The organism is Treponema sp. TIM-1, from assembly GCF_046533115.1.
Taxonomy (GTDB): Bacteria; Spirochaetota; Spirochaetia; order Treponematales; family Breznakiellaceae; genus JAIRMO01.
Window position 1 is genome coordinate 88574 of record NZ_JAJQRC010000007.1, and the last position, 17045, is coordinate 105618.

A 17045-nucleotide genomic window follows, 5' to 3' on the forward strand; every position below is an offset into this window, starting at 1 on the left:
ATTGTACCCTATCTGCTGATGACATAAAAGGCTTGTTCTGTGCAAGTGCGGAGTAACTAACTTGACACAAAGAAGATCCGAAACTATACTGGCCTTTATAGTTAGTATATTCTAACAAATAAGGACATGTCTATGAAACTTGACCGTATTAACCGGCGCTTTGCCCAATTTGCCGCGTTTCAAATCAAATGGCGCTGGGTTTTTGTCGCCGCTCTGGCTGTTTTTACCTTTATCGGGTTTGCGGGACTGCCGAAAATGACCACCAGCGACAACATGGAGGACTGGTTCGACGAGTATGACGCCATACAGATCAACACCGACCGGTACGAGGCCCTTTTCGGCAACGACGATCAGGTGCTGGTGCTGATCCAGGCGGAGGATGTCTTTGACCCGGAGGTGCTGGCCATGATCCGGGACCTGGGGGCGGAGCTGCTGGAAAAGGTTCCCTTCGCAAAGGAGCTGCGATCCCTCACGGATATGTCCATCTCCTTTGGGACCGAAGAGGGCATTGAGGTGAAAAGTCCCTTTGAGGACGGTATTCCGCCCGCGGGGCCGGAGCTGGAAGAAAAGCGGGCCTATATCATGTCCCGTTCTTCCCTGGTGAATATGCTGGTCTCCGACGATTGCCGGGAAACCTGGCTGGCCTTGAGCCTCTACGCCTACAACGAGGAAACCGAGATAGAAGAAATGTATACCGTGGGGGAAGCGGCCATGAGCATTATCACCGATCCCAAATGGCAGAGTTCCAAATACACCCTGAAACCTTCGGGGATGGCCTATACCGAATGGGAAGAACACCTCGTCGTTGAGGATGAAACGGTGAAGCGGGTTCTGGGCGGTTTTATCGTGGTGATCCTCTGCCTGATCCTTTTTACCCGGTCCCTCCGGGGCATCGTGATTCCCGTGCTGGCCACCATCGGGGGCATCGGGTCGGTCTTTGGTTACATGGCCCATCTGGGGATTTCCGCGGATGCCAACATGATGACCCTGCCCATCCTGCTTGCCATGGCCCTGTCCATCGGCTACGCCATCCATCTGATAAACGCCTTCAAGTTCCATTTCCGCCGGTCGGGAAAACGGAAGGAGGCCCTGATCGCCGCGGTGGAGGAAACGGGCTGGCCCATACTTTTTACCGCGGTGACCACCATCGCCTCCCTGATCTCCTTCCTCTTTGCCGGTATCGGCGCCCTGCGATGGCTGGGCAGCGCCAGCGCCCTGGCGGTTTTCACGGTTTACCTCTACGTGGTACTCCTGGTGCCCGTCCTGTTCAGCTTCGGCAAAGATCGCCCGCCCGCTGCGGAAGCATCGGAACCCGGTAGAACCGGCGTGGACCGGAAGTTCTACCGGCTGGGTGAATCACTGATCGCCAAACGGATCCCCGCCATCATCCTTTCCTTTTTGGTGATTGCCCTTTTTGTTCCGGGCCTCTTTAGGATGACCGTGACGATGGATTATTTTTCCATGATGGGAAAAAAAATCCCCTACATCTCCCGGCTGGCGGAGATGATTGAGACAAAAATCGGGTCCCTCTACACCTATACGGTGATGATAAGCGGCGATGAGCCCGACGCGTTTAAGGATCCCCGGCGGATGCGGCAGTTGGACGGCCTCTGCGAAGACCTGGGAAAGCTGGACCTGACCAAAATATCGGGGAACAGGGCCCGGGTGTCGGCGGTAACGGAAATTGTCAAGGAGATGAACCGGACCCTGAACGGGGATGATCCCGCCTTTTACACTATCCCTGATGACGGGGACCTCTTGGCCCAGCTTTTGTTCCTCTACGAAATTTCCGGGGGGGGCGATCTCTTCAACCGGATAAGTGAAGACTTTTCCACCGCCACCGTAACGGTGGAGCTCTCCGGTTATGACAGCAGCCGGATAGCCAAAGCCATCAGGGACGCGGAAGAGGCCGCCCGGGAACGGTTCCCCGGGGCGGATGTGGCGGTGGTGGGGATGGTCGCCAGCTTTGCCGAGATGAGCAACAAGATAGTCTACGGCTTATTAAAATCCTTTGCCGGTTCCTTCATCATCATCTTTATCCTGCTGGCCCTGGTTTTCGGCAGCATCCCGGTGGCCCTCATCGGCATGATCCCCAATATCGCGCCGGTGATCCTTATCGGAGGGATCATGGGCTATGCGAAGATACCCCTGGATATGCTCACCATGACCATCATGCCCATGCTGCTGGGGATCGCCGTGGACGATACGATCCACTTTATCACCCGCATCAGACTGGAACTGGAACAGACCGGCTCCTACCGGCAGGCCGTGTTGAACTCCTTTGGAAAAATCGGCAAGACCCTGGGGACCACCACGGTGATCCTCTGCGCCATGTTTTTTGTCTACGCCCTGAGCCCCATGGCCATGCTCTTCCATGTGGGAACTTTGGCCATTATCGGGATGGCCGCCGCCCTGCTGGCGGATTACACCCTGACGCCGCTGCTCATGTTTACCCTGAAACCTTTAGGAAAGGAGAAAAGTTCATGAATAGGAAAAATTGTTTTGCGGTTTTCACCGCAGTATTTCTGCTGTTTGCCGGAACAGCGGGAATATCCGCCCAAACTCCCAGCGGTTATGACATTATGAAGCTGGCCGATGACCGGTACGCCGGTGATACCGCCCAATATCGGCTGACCATGACCCTCTCAAGCGGCCGGGGCGCGCCGCGGGTGCGGGAGGTGGCGTACTATTTTAAGGACTATGGGGATACGGATAAGGCCCTCATGTACTTTAACAGCCCCCGGGACGTGGCCGGCACGGGCTACCTCTCCTTTTCCTATGACGATGAAGCCGCCGATGAAGACAATTGGCTCTACCTCCCGGCGATGAAACGGGTCAGGCGCATCACCGGTTCGGGGAAAAACGACAGCTTCATGGGGACCGATTTTACCTACGAGGACATGGGGAGCCGGAGCCTTGGCAAGGACAACTTTACCCTCCGGGGGGAGGAGGCGGTGGACGGTGCGCCCTGCTGGGTGGTGGAGGCCAGGCCAAAGGACAGCAAGGACCCCTATGGCCGGCGGATCATCCGGGTAAGGAAGGATTCGTATATCTTTGCCGCGGTGGATTTTTACGACCGCCAGGACCGGCTGCTTAAAACCCTGCGGGTTTCCGGTATCCGCCAGATCGACGGCATTTGGACCGCCCAAAAAATGGAAATGACCAATGTGCAGGACAAACACTCCACGACGATCGAGATGTCGGATATACGGTTTAACCTGCCCCTGGAGGACAGTCTCTTTACGGTTACCACCCTGGAGCGGGGGGTACGATGAAAAAGGCGGTTTCGGCGTTTTTTCTGTGGTGGGTCGTTTTCCCCCTGGCCGCCCAGGTGGACATAGAACTGCACGGCGCGGTGGAAACCTTCCATGCCCTCCCCTTCTCCAGGGACGCAAGACTGACCGATTCCCGCGCATCCTTTACCGGGGAAGTGTCGGCCTATGCCGGCGATGCTTCGGCCTTTGTTTCCCTTTCCGCGGAGTATAACGGCGCAAGTCCCGACCGCAGCGGTTTTTCCCTGGGGGAAGCCTGGGCGGATTGGGGCGCCGGGGGCTTTAGCCTCCGGCTGGGACGGCAGCTTTTGTCCTGGGGGGTGGCCGACGGCCTTATCCTTACCGATGTGGTCTGTCCCCAAAACCTTACCGCTTATGCGGGACTTGATTTTGCCGGAAGCCGCCTCGCGGTGGACGGCGTCAAACTGCGGTACTCCTTCCCGGTCCTTGCGATAGAGGGGGTATGGCTTCCCCTCTTTACCCCGGCCCAGCTGCCCGAGGATCCTCAAAATCCGCTGCACGAAATCTTTTATCCCACCCTTGCTATGAACGGAGGGAAGGGGGCTTTTATCGCCAACGCCGACCCGCCCCGGACCATCGCCGACGGGGAATACGGTCTGCGCGTTTCCTGGTATACCCCGGTCCTGGATTTTTCCGTTATGGGTTTTTACGGATGGAACGATATTCCTTTTGTGGAAAAAAGATTGATCCCCGCGGGGATTGAACTTACCCCGGAATACGGGAGGACCATCACCACCGGGGTGGACGCCGGCATTCCCCTGGGCGATTTCCTCCTGCGGCTGGAGGCGGCCTGGACCGGGGGCGGCCGCTATGACCGGGACCGTTCGGCGGAGGAAACCGCGGCGGTACTGCTGGGGGGGCAAACCGACGATCCCGTGGTCAAGCACAACCTCAAAGCCCTGGCGGGCATTGACTGGAACCCTTCGGGCTGGACCCTTTCCGCCCAGTATTACGAAGACCTGCTCCCGGACGCCCACAAGGGCGGGACCGCGCGGTCCTGGCGGAAAAACGGGATCAGCCTGCGGGCTGCCAAGGGATTTTTTCGGGAGACCCTGAATCTTTCGGTCTGGTGTTATCTGGACCTGGCCGACTTCGATACCGCCGGCAGCGTGTCCGCCGATTACGCCCTGACCGACGCCTTGAGCCTTTCCCTGGGAAGTGATTTCTTTACCGGGGGTATTGATAACCGGGGAACTTACGGGGCCTATAAGGATTTAAGCTGCCTCTGGTTCCGGGGAATCTTTCGGTTCTGAAAGGTATCGCTGTTCCTTTTTATTGAGTCCTTGACACCACGCCTCAAAAAACATACCGTAACAATGGAGGATAAAAACAAGATGAACAGCCTATAAAACAAAAGGGATGGATACCGTTGACGCGGCGATCCCTTTGATAAGACGAAACCCCGGGAATGTCCCGCAGGGCTTCGTTGTTCCCGGTCAAAATTGTCCTTGGCCGGGATGCCGCGTTAGAACCGATGGTTCTCAGGACCGGCGGGTCCTGCTGCGGAGGTTTCATGGTTCGTCTTTTTTTATCCTTTAATTCCGTTGAATTTTCCTATCCTTCCTCAATACACCCGGTATTGGGGGACCTCAATTTTGAGCTTGCCCCGGGCTGGACCGGCATTACCGGAGAAAACGGCGCGGGCAAAACCACACTGCTCCTCCTGGCTGCGGGGCTTTTGCGTCCCGGCGCGGGAAATATCCGGAGCCCCGGCGACCGCTTCTATTGCCCCCAGCGTACCGATACTATCCCCGAATCCTGGGAGGATCTCTTTTTCGCCGCCGATAACGCCGCGGGCCGCCTTTTGGACAGCCTGGGTATAGGGGCCGATTGGCCTTACCGCTGGGAGACCTTGAGCCACGGGGAACGAAAACGGTTCCAGTTGGCCGCGGCCCTCCGGCGGGATCCCGTCCTGCTGGCGGTGGATGAGCCCACCAATCATCTGGACGCGGAAGCCGCCGCCCTGGTGCGGGAGGCCCTGGCAGCCTACCGGGGAATCGGCCTTTTGGTGAGCCATGACCGGGCCCTGCTGGACAGCCTCTGCGGGAGCTGCCTTTTCCTGCGGGAAGGGACCGTAACCCTGCGTCCCGGCGGAGTGTCCCGGGGGCTGGCGGAGGAAGAACGGGAACGGACGGAACAGTGGAATCTGCGGAAAAAGCTTTCGGAGGAGGAGGAGCGCCTTACGGCGGAGGCCCTCCGGCGGTGGCATACCGTGGAAGGTTCCCGGAACCGGCTTTCAAAACGGATGCTGGACCCCAAGGACAAGGACGGCCGGGGAAAGATCAACCTGGCCCGGCTTTCCGGCAAGGACACAGCGGGGGCAAACCGGTATAAACGGATGAAAAACCGGGCGAAACAGGCGGGGGAGGCCCGGGAAAGGGCCCCGGCCCCCCGGGAACGGAAACAGGGTATTACCCTGCAGGGACAAGCGGCACGGGCGGATCGGCTCTTGTTCCTTGCGCCGGGGAGCATCCCCCTGGGGGAAGGCCGAAGCCTCTCCTTTCCGGAACTGGTTATCACGCCGGAGGCCCGAATCGCCTTCTCCGGACCCAACGGTTCAGGAAAATCAACCCTGATCCGGTACCTGCTTCCCCGCATTTCCGCTCCCGTATTTTACCTGCCCCAGGAAATCGGAGGCGATGAAAGCCAGGATATTCTGGACGCGGTATTACAGGAGGAGGAAAAATTCCGGGGGGAGATATTCTCCCGGTTTTCCCGGCTCGGTTCAGACCCCCGGCTTCTTTTTCGTTCGGCCCTGCCCAGCCCCGGGGAGATACGGAAGCTCATGATTGCCCGGGGGATCTTCTACGGGCCCGCCCTGGTCATTATGGATGAACCCACCAATCACCTGGACCTGGTTTCCGTCGGCCTTTTGGAAGCGGCCTTGGCCGGCTATTCGGGGGCCCTGGTCCTGGTAAGCCACGACGAGCGGTTTCTCTCCCGTCTCACCGGACAGAGGTGGGTCGTCAACCGGCAGGGGCAGGATTCAGCCCTTTGGATCATGGCCTAAGGCGGTTTCCCCTAAGCCTGCATTGTGGAAACGCCGCTAAGTAAACCGAGCAGTTCCCGGACATTCTTTTTTCCAAAGCCGGCGATGGTATCATTGATAACCAGACAGGGTACGCTCATGACCCGATACTGTTCCCGGAGATCGGGAAAATGGTTAAGGTCGTAGGCTTCGGCGGTGATCCGGGGATTTTCCGCCGCCATACGCTGGGCCGCTATCACCAGTTCCGGGCACATGGTACAGGCCAGGGAAACCAAAATCTTCATGGAAACCGGCGTTTCGATGGCCCGGATCGCCTGTTCCAGGTCCGCTTCCAGGGGCTGCCCAGGGCCCGCGGCGTTGTACAAGCCGATAACAAAGGAATTAAACTCATGCCCCCCGGGTACGCCGTGGAAAACTATCCCCCGGTAGGTTCCGTCCTCCAGATAGAGCCCCACCCAGGGAGTATCTTTACCGCAGGATTCGGGCGGAAGGATGCGCAGGCTGAGCTTGTCCGTTATGGCGGATAACTCCTCCATAAAATGCCGCAGTTCTTCCGAAACGGGGCGATCATCCAGGGCCAGATGTAAAACCAGGGGCCGGGCCATTTTTTTAAAGACCCCCGCAAGCTGGACCTTGATCTCCGGCGTAAAGAAGCCCTCCCCCCCGGCTGTATCCTCCGGTTTTTTCTCCGGAGCGGTTTCCACCGACCGGGGGAGCCGGGTTACCGGCGGGATCGACCGCAGGCCGGTGGCTTCCCGCATGGTCTGGGCGTATTTTTCCAGCGCCGCGGCGGCCGCGGCCCCGTCCCCCACGGCGGTAACCACCTGACGCAGATTTTTGGCGCACACGTCCCCGGCGGCATAGAGACCCTCCACACCGGTCTTTTGATCCCCGTCGGTAATGACGTAGCCCCGTGCATCCAGTATGCCCAGGTCCCGGACCAGGCTGACCGCGGGTTCGTATCCCCCAAAGACAAAGACCCCAAAGCCCTCCGGCGGACGGTACTCGGTGATTTCCCCGGTTTTGGTATTACGCCAGCGGGCGTAACGCAGGACCGTATCGCCCCCCACTTCTTCCAGTTCCGTGTTGGTAAGGACGGTGATCTTCTCATGGGACCGGGCCGCGTCCGCCACGGATTCGGCGCAGGAAAAATCCGCCCCCCGGATAAGGATGGTCACCCGGCGGGCGTAGCGGGTTAAAAAAACGCTTTCTTCCGCCGCGGCAAAACCGCCGCCCACCACCACAATATCCCGGCCGGTAAAAAACTCGCCGTCACAGGTGGCGCAGTAGGCCACGCCCCGGCCCTTAAAAGCTTCCTCCCCCCGGAAACCTATCATCCGGGGATGGGCCCCGGTGGCAAGGAGGATCCCGAAGGCACGAAAGATGCCCCGGGAGGTTTTAACGGTTTTGAGGGTATCCGTAACATCCAGGCTTTCCACCTCGGCCAGCAGGAATTCCGCGCCGAAGCTCTGGGCCTGCCGCAGCATAGACTCGGTGAGGGCCGTACCGCTGGTCTGTTCCACCCCGGGATAATTAACCACCTCGGCGGTAATGGTAATCTGCCCGCCGAAGTGATCCTTTTCTACCACCAATACCCGGTAGCGGGCGCGGGCGAGATACAGAGCCGCGGTCAGCCCCGCGGGGCCGCCGCCTATCACGATGGCATCGTAAAGGTTTTCTTTTTCCGGTTCCATAATCCTTAAACCCGCCTTTTTCCCCAGGGCGTATTACAAAAGGCCCACCAGGTCAAGGCTGGGCTTCAGGGTCTCGGCGCCGGGCTTCCATTTGGCGGGGCAGACCTGGTCGCCGTGTTCGGCCACAAACTGGGAGGCCTGTACCCGGCGGAAGAGCTCATCGGCGTTACGTCCCACATTGCCCGCGACAACCTCATAGGCCACGATTTTGCCTTCGGGATTTATGATAAAATCCCCCCGTTCGGCCAGCCCTTGCCCCTCGATCAACACCCCAAAATCCCGGGCCAGGGCGCCGGTGGGGTCCGCCAGCATGGGGTAGCGGATCTTCTGAATGGTCTTGGAAACATCATGCCAGGCCTTGTGGACAAAGTGGGTGTCGCAGGAAACCGAATAAATTTCGCAGCCCGCGGCTTTAAAATCATCGTATTTGTTGGCCAGATCCTCCAATTCCGTGGGACATACAAAGGTAAAATCCGCCGGATAAAAGAAAAAGACGCTCCACTTGCCAAGAATATCGGCCTTGGTTATGGTTTTGAAGTTGTTGTTATAAAAGGCATTTACCGAAAAATCACTCACTTCTTTCTGAATCATAGACATATACTGCCTCCCTGTTACATGGTATATTTAAGTTAGTTAAATCTAACTATAATACCTTATCATAATACAAAAGAATAGTCAAGGGGAAAAATTACTATCGGCCGGTATTACGGCAGGCTTCCACCAGGGCGTTAAAAAGTTTCCCGCTACTTTCTTCCGCCAGGGCAAACTCCGGGTGCCATTGGACCGCCCACACAAAGGGTTTGTCCTTCATACGAACCGCCTCTACCAGGCCGTCCGCCGCCCGGGCCATGGGGACCAGATCCGGCGCCAGCTTTGCAATCCCCTGATGGTGGCTGCTGTTGACCGCCAGGGTATCGAACCCCAGTAATTCCCGAAGCTCTCCGCTGATCGTTACCTGATGGACCGGCCGGTCATAGGGCGGTTTCTGCTGATGGGACAAGGCGCTTTCGGTCAGCTGGGTGGGAAGGTCCTGGTACAGGGTCCCCCCTAACAGGACGTTGAACAACTGTATACCCCGGCAGATGCCAAAGGCGCTTTTGTTCTGTTCCCATACGGCAATGGAGAACAGGGTCCTTTCCATGGCGTCCCGTTCCTCGCAGACCGGGCCGCAGACCGGCAAAACTTCAGCCCCGTAGAGACCGGGGAAAAGGTCCTGCCCCCCGGTAAAGAGGAACCCGGCGCATAAACCAGCGGCCTGCCGCAGGGCCCCCGTGTCGGTGGTCAGGGGCAGCATGAGGGGCAATCCCCCTGCCCGGAGGATACCCTCCAAGTAGCCGGGCAGCATCCAGAGGCTATCTTTTTCTTCGTCCCACAGGGGCACTACGCCAATAAGGGGCCGTTCCATGACCCAACCTTACCACAGGAGGGCCGGGTCGACAAGGGGATACTGGATACTGCGATTTTTGACAGCGTAAATTTGCCCGGTATCATCACCGCTTTTGCGGAATTCCGGTCTACCGTAAGACGAATTCCCGTGTTCAGTAAGTTACAAATGAAAAACTCTATGCCAAAAGCAAACAACCACCGCCAAAGGCGGTGGATTTTTAAGTTTTATTAAAAGGGATCGGTAAACCGCCTTGCGGCAAGCTGGGCGTCAATCTGGTAGAGCAGTCCCGGATTGTCGCCGATACGGCTGAATTTCAGGACCAGATCTTCCGCCTCCGACTCCTCCTCGACCTGCTCGTCCACATACCACCGGATAAAATCATAGGCGGCATGGTCCTTTTCGTCTAAGGCCAGAGAGGCTATCCGGTTTATCATCCCCGTTACCTGCCGTTCATGGGCAAGAACTTTCTCGAAAACCGCCTGGAGGCTCTCATAAGCAGCCTGGGGGGCCTTGACATCCTGAAAAGAGGGGGCGACCCCCCGTTCAAGCAGATACCGGTAGATATGGGTACCGTGGGCCAGCTCCTCTTTGGCCTGTACCGCGAACCAATTCGCTATACCCTTATATCCCAGCCGGTCAGCATAGGCCGACATGGAAAGATAGAGATAGGCGGAATAATATTCCGCATTAAACTGATCACTTAATGCTTTCGCCAGAGAATCTTTTATCATTTTGTATACTCCTTTATTTACTTTAGGGGACTGCCATCCAAAAGTCAAGGATATTTGCCGCTGCCCCGGAAATTTCACCTTTCAATCAGGCATTTGGGTGTATCCGGCCGTATAAGCGGCCGGATCGGCTTGGTACCAGGTGTCCCGGCGATTTAGGCCATTTTTGATGATTCAATGCATCAGCTGGAATATTCAAGCAAAATATGACAGGCCCTGATTTATTTACACAAAACTATTGACAGGCTCCTATAAATGGTTCCTCAAGAAATAAATTCAGTACTTGCTCACAATTTTTATATAATTCCTCCGATTATCCGCTTGAGTAATACAACCGTCTAATGCCATGCATTCAGACCAAAATCCTTTTTTCTCTTTGTGTATCTTAAAATGATATTTCATCATCTCTCTCCTTCAGTATTCAATCTTTTTAACAATTTTTGTTCTAACTCCTTTTTCAATTTTTCATATTCGGGTTTCATGCCTTTATACCTGCGACAAAACAGCTGCTTGCGCAGTATCAAGGGTGGGGTATGAAACTCTCAATACGAATCAAAAAGACAAAAAAATTCATTTCGTGTCTTGTTTGTTGATTGTTTTGTATCAAATAGTATGAGCTAATTATAGGTATATATATGAGGCTTTTTCAAAATATCGTATATGGAAAAAGCAATTTTAGATTTCCTGTAAAATAAGGATGGGGAAATGAAATCAGTTCAAGTAATAAAAATAGGACCCCTTCACAATCCGTCTGTGCCGGAAGCCGGGCGGCTTAAGGTCGTTGATATTCCCGTCAAAGCTCCAGGGCCGGAAGACATTAAGATCAAAGTTGCTTATTGTTCGATCTGCGGTTCCGATCCTCATCTTGCGCAAGATAATATTTTCGGATGGGATGTGCCCTTTGGACTTGGTCATGAGGTAAGCGGCGTTATTGTAGAAACAGGTTCCAAGGCAGTCAAAAAAAAGCTGAAAATCGGCGACAGGGTTGCCGGTAATTTTCTCAAATTTTGCGGGACCTGTTACTATTGTCAGAACGGACAGCAGCAGTTCTGCATCCATGCCGACGAATCAAATCAGCCGGGCATGTCCGAATTTATTACTTGGCATGAAAGTCAGGTCTATAAACTGCCCGACGGGGTATCGCTGAAAGAAGGATGCCTGCTGGAACCGGTCTCCGTAGCGGTGCGTATTGTTGATAAGGCGGCGCCCCGTTTCGGCGCCAGAGTCGCGATATGCGGCGGCGGACCAATCGGCCTTCTGTCGCTTCAGGGCTTCAGAATGGCAGGTGCTTCGCAGATCACACTGATCGAACCCATAGAGGGCCGCCGCAGGCTTGCGGAAAAATTGGGCGCAGATAGTGTGATCGATCCGGCTTCTGGTGATGTGTCGCAGGCCGCCCTGAAATTGACCGGCGGGCTGGGCTACGACATTGTCGTGGACTGTTCCGGTTCGGTAAAGGCAGCCGGAATCCTTCCAGAGATAACGGCCCTTGGCGGCACATTGCTCTACAGCGCAATGTATCCCAATTCTTTTGAGATGCCCCTTAACCTCTCAAAATACTGCTATAAAAAAGAGCTGACCATAACTGGAACGTATATTTCGCCGTATACCTTCCCCCGGGCACTCCAGTTGATAGGTAAATACAGGCTGGAAGATTTTACCCAATGCGTTTACCGCCTTGATGATGTGGAAGACGCATTTCGTCAGCATCTCGGCGGAAAATACCCCAAAGTATTGCTTTGCTGTAACGATGATCTGAAAGATAAATAAGGGAGTAGGCGCATGTATACGTATAATATTGATCTTGATACGGTAAAAGAACTGGAGGAAAAATGTCTAAAGATCCGTAAGGATCTGCTGAATTTAATATATCGTATCGGTATGGGACATCTGGGCGGGGAGCTGTCAATCGTCGAAGTGGCCGTCGCCCTCTATTATAAATATCTTGCTTACGATCCTGAAAATCCGAAATGGCCGGAGAGGGATCGTCTGGTGTTGAGCAAAGGGCATTGTTCCGAGACCCTGTATACCATCTTTGCCGATCTGGGCATGTTTACGATGGATTACATCGTGGAACATTTTGAAACCTTGGATACTTCCCGATTCGGCATGCACAGCAACAGGAAATACGTTGACGCTATAGAGGCAAGCGCGGGATCCCTCGGTCACGGCCTTCCCATAGCGGTAGGATTGGCCCTTGGCGCCAGAATGCAGAAAAAATTCTGGCGTACCTTTGTAATCGTCGGTGATGGCGAGTTGAATGAAGGCACCAACTGGGAAGCTTTTATGGCTGGCGGACATCACCAGTTGGGGAATCTGACAGCGATCATCGACAAGAATGGGCTTCAGATGACTGGGTTTACCAGGGATGTGATGAATATCGATCCCCTGGACAAAAAACTGGAAGCCTTCGGCTGGAAAGTCCTTGAAATCGACGGAAACGACATGTATGAAGTGTGCGAAGCGTTTCAAAGCCTGCCGCCGGCGGACCCTCTTTCCAGGCGGAAACCGGTGGCAATCATCGCCAACACCACCAAAGGAAAAGGCGTTGATTTTATGGAAAATGTCGCCAAATGGCACGGTGGTGGTATCGCTAAAGAGCAGCTTGATATCGCCCTTGCTTCGGTAGAAAAGAACAGGAGAGTCAGATAAATGCCGGTTACGACAACCTTCGATTTTGATCAGATGCTCAGCAACGCAAAAGAAGCGTATGGCGAAGAGATGATGGCCCTGGCCGATGAAGGAATGGTATTTGCCTTCACCTATTCGGATAATGTCGCGCCTTCTACCACTGCCGGACAGTTCGTAGCGAAATATCCCGAACGGTGTTTCAATTTCGGCATTGCCGAACCAAACCAGGTAGGCGCTTCCGCGGGCCTTGCCCTGAGCGGTTTGACGGTTTTCGCCCAGTTGTTCGGCCCCTTCCTTTCACTGCGTTCGGCGGATCAGATTCACACCGATATCGCCTATAACGACGTACCGGTACGGCTGATCGGAACCCATGCGGGTGTTACGGCTGCCGGCGGGCCGACTCACAATTGCATCGCGGATCTTGCCCTATACCGGGCCATCCCGAATCTTGCCGTTGTGATTCCTGCCGACGCGGATCAATGCAGGAAAGTCATCCGCCATTCCATGAATTACAAGGGGCCCATGGTAATCCGTATTGATCGGGGCGGGTCCCCCAAAGTCTACGCGGATACCGATTATGATTTTATTCTCGGCAAAGCCATAGAGATTAAAAGCGGAAAAGATCTGTCCATTATCAGCTGCGGTTCCTGTGTTTACTGGTCCCTGATGGGCGCAAAAATTCTCAAAGAGAAACACGGCATTGACGCCCGGGTTATCGATATGCATACCCTGAAACCGCTGGATACCGATGCAATCGCAAAATGCGCCGGGGAAACCGGTTGTGTAATAACGGTCGAAGAGGCTTCCATAAACGGGGGTTTGGGTAGTGCCGCCGCAGAATACCTATGTGAAAACGGTTTCGGTGGAAAATTCGCCCGGATCGGTCTGCCGGATGAATTCGCGGTTCTGGGCGATCCTGATGAGGTATATAAATACTACGGCATGGATCCCGAAGGAATTGCAGCCAGGGCTTCATCAATTTTAAGGGGTAAATAATGGACGAGAATATCAAACTGTTTTCAATGGATTACTTTTCCTTGAAGGGGAAGACGGCGATTGTTACCGGAGGCAATACCAATCTGGGTATGTCCTACTCCATAGCCTTTGCCAAGGCCGGGGCCGATCTGTTTATTCCCCACTTTATTGACGAAATAGCCGAAGTCCGCGAGGCTGTGGAAACAGAAGGACGGCGGGTGGTTTTTCTGAAGGGTGATTTGACCGACAGGCAGTATCGGAAGGACGTGGTAGAAACCTGCCTTAAAGAATACGGCAAAATAGATATCCTGGTGAACAACGCCGGAATAGGCATTTTCGATGACTTTGTCGATTATCCCGATGAAGCCTATGAAAAAGTAATCAACCTGAACCTCAACGTTGTTTATTACCTTGGCCATGAGGTCAGCAAGGTGATGATCAAGCAGGGACATGGCAAGATCATCAATATCGGCTCGGCCCTGTCTTATACCGCGGACGGCCGGTGCCCTCCCTATGTCATCAGCAAACACGGCGTCATCGGCATTACCAGGGATTTTGCCAATGAATTGGGTAAATACAATATCCAGACCAATGCCATCTGTCCGGGCTTTTTCGCCACCGATGTCAACAAGGCGGTCCAGGAAAACAGGCCGCTCTTTGAAAAAATATCAAGCAGGCTCCCGGGAGGGAAGTGGGGTAATCTTGATTCCCTCATGGGAACCGCGGTTTTTCTGGCCAGCAAAGCTTCGGATTATATCAACGGCTGGAATATCAACGTTGACGGTGGTTTTTCAACGATACTGTAGGAAACCGTTGAAAAACGTATAAAACGCGAAATATCGCAAATGCGGCACTTCCGGATCGAATTTTTGTTGTCGGGGTATGTTCTTATTTCCAGAGGGATGCTATAATGGCCCCATTATGAGTCAGAATAATCCCAAAAGCTTTATTTATGATCATATAACCAGCATTCGATTCGATACATACGAATTCACCCTGGCATATGCGGATAAACTTGATAATATGACGGCGGAATTCGCCCATCAGCACCCTTTCTACGAAATCTACTTCACGCTGGAGAAATACATCCAGATTAAGATAAAGGATGAAATAATAAAACTCAAAAAGCACGAACTGCTGTTCATTGCCAAGAATGTTGAACACCAGGTGCTGTTCGAGCCGGACTGTAACTTCCGTTATTTTGTTTTAATATGGGATCTGTTTCCTGTCATTACCCAAACCTACCGGGGGCCGGAGGGTATCCACGAATGGGAAGATCTGCGGCAGGCGATAGAAAGGATAGACAAACGGCTATTCATCCATTCCGAGGTCCCCTTTGACGGTCATGAGATATTGGACGTCATTCAAAACGAATTGGATCGCAAACAGCTGGCCTGGAACAGTTCCATTGTTTTTAAAATGTATGATTTTTTGATCAGGGCCCTCCGCCATACCGTCAGGATCAGAGTCACGGATCAAAATCTGGCAGGCATGCTGAATCTGGGAATTGCGGCCAGCAAGTATCTCCATGCCCATTTTACCGAACCCATCACCCTGGAAGATGCAGCAAAACACCTTAATTATTCTTCCCGCCACGTTAACCGGGCATACATGAAGATATTTAATACCTCTGTCATGAGAAACCTGAATCTGCTGCGCATAGAATATGCCAAAAGGTATCTTTGCCTTACCGATTATTCGATAGAAAAGATATCCGAACTTACAGGTTTTTCGTGTTCCCGAACCCTGTACAAGCTCTTCAAGAAGTACGTAGGGATCTCCATGTCCCAATACCGGAATATGCAATTCAGGCAGGACAAGGCCCTGAAAACCCCTGCCGGTGGCGGAAGTAACAGCAACTAAATAGACATATAAATCTGTTTTTTGTCTCAATTCTTCATTGCTTTCTAACTGATACATAGTATCCTAAGACAGTTGTAGTGAATATGGAAAATGAGTATATTTCATTGCAAAGCGGTCAAGGGCTATGCCCTTTAGAATGAATTAAAGGTGAGGATTATGACTGAACGTGAATTGAAACGAAGGGATATCTTATTGGCTGTAGATACTTATCTTGAAGCCATTATTGACAAGACCCCGGAAAAAGTTCCAGTGAGTCCCAGGCTAAAGATGACCCATAACGGCGAGTCGAGTAAAATTGGGGAATCCCCCCTTTGGCGTAATACGCTCCGGGTAAAAGAACGGCAGACCTTTGCGGATCCCGATTCAGAACAGGCAGTTTTTTATGGGGTCTTTACCAATGTGCAGTCGGATTTTGGTGTACCCCGTCAGATAGACATGAACCTTTATGCTTTCTGGTGTACGGTAACTATCCGCATCAAATTGGAACAGGGTCTAATTACTGAAATTGAAGAGCTCTGCAACGACCGTGATCTGCGCCTTTTTCCCGTACCGAAGAAAGATATTGTTCTACCGGACCCCAATTTTTCCTGGTATGTGCATCCCGATGCCCGTAGTACAAAAGAAGAAATGATTGCCCTGATTGACAATTATTGGGACTGCGCTTCTGGTCTTAGACCAATTGATCAACTACCTGTACATCCCGATGCCCAGCGTTATGAAGAGGGTTACCGGACAACCAACCAGCTCCATTCCTTCAGGGGTGATTTTAAGCACAATAAAACTTTCAGATGGGACGTTCTTCAAGAAAACCGCCGGTATCCGGTAGTAGACCCTGAATATGGCCTTATCATCAGTTATTGCATGATGGAAAATAATATAGCCGGGCCGGCAGCAAGGGATTATGTCCGGGGAGCACTGGTGGTTGAAGTTTTCCGTATTGATTACGGATTAATTAACCGTCTTCTGGCCATGTTCCCTTTCCTTACCGGTAAAACAGGATGGGAGAAATAAGACAAGGCAAATTTTTCTTGATGGCTATGAGTTGCTGGTTATTATAGATTTTTTGGCAGAGTTGTTCGGAAGCTTCAATTTCCAAACAATTTTTTCCAAAATACTATAGTTTTGCAGTCTACAAATTGAAGGTTCGTGGGTTGAAAATTGCAAGATTTGAGAGACAACCGATCGGGTTTTTGAACAAGTCTATTAAGGAAAGCTGAATGGAAGAAGTGTTGAATTTTTTAAAGGATAATAACGTTTTTTATGTGGCAACAACAGATGAAGGTAGGCCTTCCATCCGACCCTTCGGTGCCGTTACGGAAATAAACGGCAAGTTGTATGAGAAAGTCATGATCTATATTATCCATCACCCAGTTCCTTTTCCCTGCTGTTCCCCATTAATCATTTTAAATTTTTTATCCCCCCCCCCCCCCCCCCCCCCCCCACCCAAATCCCAAAAAACAGGAGTGGTGAGTTTTTATTTGTATA

The 17045-nt window shown here is 53.1% G+C and carries 14 protein-coding genes and 1 pseudogene; 11 read left to right on the forward strand and 4 right to left on the reverse strand.

Features of this window, described 5'->3' with window-relative positions:
- The first annotated feature begins 132 nt into the window (after positions 1-132).
- The 4 genes from LQZ21_RS05145 to LQZ21_RS05160 all read left to right on the forward strand — a co-directional run bounded on the left by LQZ21_RS05145 (position 133) and on the right by LQZ21_RS05160 (position 6303).
- Complete coding sequence (locus LQZ21_RS05145) at positions 133-2487, forward strand: efflux RND transporter permease subunit (protein WP_411043160.1); 2355 nt, start codon at positions 133-135, stop codon at positions 2485-2487.
- On the forward strand, positions 2484-3275 hold the full coding sequence (locus LQZ21_RS05150; protein WP_411043162.1) for an outer membrane lipoprotein-sorting protein: 792 nt from the start codon (positions 2484-2486) through the stop codon (positions 3273-3275). The genes LQZ21_RS05145 and LQZ21_RS05150 overlap by 4 nt, the downstream gene beginning before the upstream one ends.
- Positions 3272-4546 (forward strand): DUF1302 domain-containing protein, encoded by a 1275-nt coding sequence (locus tag LQZ21_RS05155; protein WP_411043164.1) that lies wholly within the window; start codon positions 3272-3274, stop codon positions 4544-4546. The genes LQZ21_RS05150 and LQZ21_RS05155 overlap by 4 nt, the downstream gene beginning before the upstream one ends.
- A gap of 260 nt (positions 4547-4806) precedes the next feature.
- Complete coding sequence (locus LQZ21_RS05160; RefSeq protein ID WP_411043166.1) at positions 4807-6303, forward strand: ATP-binding cassette domain-containing protein; 1497 nt, start codon at positions 4807-4809, stop codon at positions 6301-6303.
- 11 nt (positions 6304-6314) lie between these two features.
- Here LQZ21_RS05160 and LQZ21_RS05165 read toward each other — a convergent pair whose 3' ends face one another.
- The 4 genes from LQZ21_RS05165 to LQZ21_RS05180 all read right to left on the reverse strand — a co-directional run bounded on the left by LQZ21_RS05165 (position 6315) and on the right by LQZ21_RS05180 (position 10094).
- Positions 6315-7976 (reverse strand): FAD-dependent oxidoreductase, encoded by a 1662-nt coding sequence (locus LQZ21_RS05165; RefSeq protein ID WP_411043167.1) that lies wholly within the window; start codon positions 7974-7976, stop codon positions 6315-6317.
- 33 nt (positions 7977-8009) lie between these two features.
- A complete protein-coding gene (gene ahpC / locus LQZ21_RS05170) occupies positions 8010-8573 on the reverse strand; it encodes an alkyl hydroperoxide reductase subunit C (protein WP_411043168.1) in 564 nt (187 codons plus the stop codon).
- A gap of 94 nt (positions 8574-8667) precedes the next feature.
- Positions 8668-9381: a gamma-glutamyl-gamma-aminobutyrate hydrolase family protein gene (locus LQZ21_RS05175; RefSeq protein ID WP_411043169.1), complete on the reverse strand. Its 714-nt coding sequence runs from the start codon at positions 9379-9381 to the stop codon at positions 8668-8670.
- Positions 9382-9590: 209 nt separating this feature from the next.
- A complete protein-coding gene (locus tag LQZ21_RS05180) occupies positions 9591-10094 on the reverse strand; it encodes a ferritin (RefSeq protein ID WP_411043171.1) in 504 nt (167 codons plus the stop codon).
- Between the two features lie 702 nt (positions 10095-10796).
- Here LQZ21_RS05180 and LQZ21_RS05185 point away from each other — a divergent pair.
- From LQZ21_RS05185 to LQZ21_RS05215, 7 genes and pseudogenes are all read left to right on the forward strand, one after another.
- Complete coding sequence (locus LQZ21_RS05185) at positions 10797-11861, forward strand: zinc-dependent alcohol dehydrogenase (protein WP_411043172.1); 1065 nt, start codon at positions 10797-10799, stop codon at positions 11859-11861.
- Between the two features lie 12 nt (positions 11862-11873).
- Complete coding sequence (locus LQZ21_RS05190; protein WP_411043173.1) at positions 11874-12743, forward strand: transketolase; 870 nt, start codon at positions 11874-11876, stop codon at positions 12741-12743.
- Positions 12744-13718, forward strand: a complete 975-nt coding sequence (locus LQZ21_RS05195) for a transketolase family protein (protein ID WP_411043174.1) — start codon at positions 12744-12746, stop codon at positions 13716-13718.
- On the forward strand, positions 13718-14503 hold the full coding sequence (locus LQZ21_RS05200; protein ID WP_411043175.1) for an SDR family oxidoreductase: 786 nt from the start codon (positions 13718-13720) through the stop codon (positions 14501-14503). The genes LQZ21_RS05195 and LQZ21_RS05200 overlap by 1 nt, the downstream gene beginning before the upstream one ends.
- A gap of 115 nt (positions 14504-14618) precedes the next feature.
- A complete protein-coding gene (locus tag LQZ21_RS05205; RefSeq protein WP_411043176.1) occupies positions 14619-15560 on the forward strand; it encodes a helix-turn-helix domain-containing protein in 942 nt (313 codons plus the stop codon).
- A gap of 156 nt (positions 15561-15716) precedes the next feature.
- Entirely contained in the window at positions 15717-16571 is an 855-nt protein-coding gene (locus tag LQZ21_RS05210; protein ID WP_411043177.1) for a DUF8021 domain-containing protein, read from the forward strand.
- 206 nt (positions 16572-16777) lie between these two features.
- Positions 16778-17045 (forward strand): annotated as a pseudogene (locus tag LQZ21_RS05215) (hypothetical protein); the annotation flags it as partial.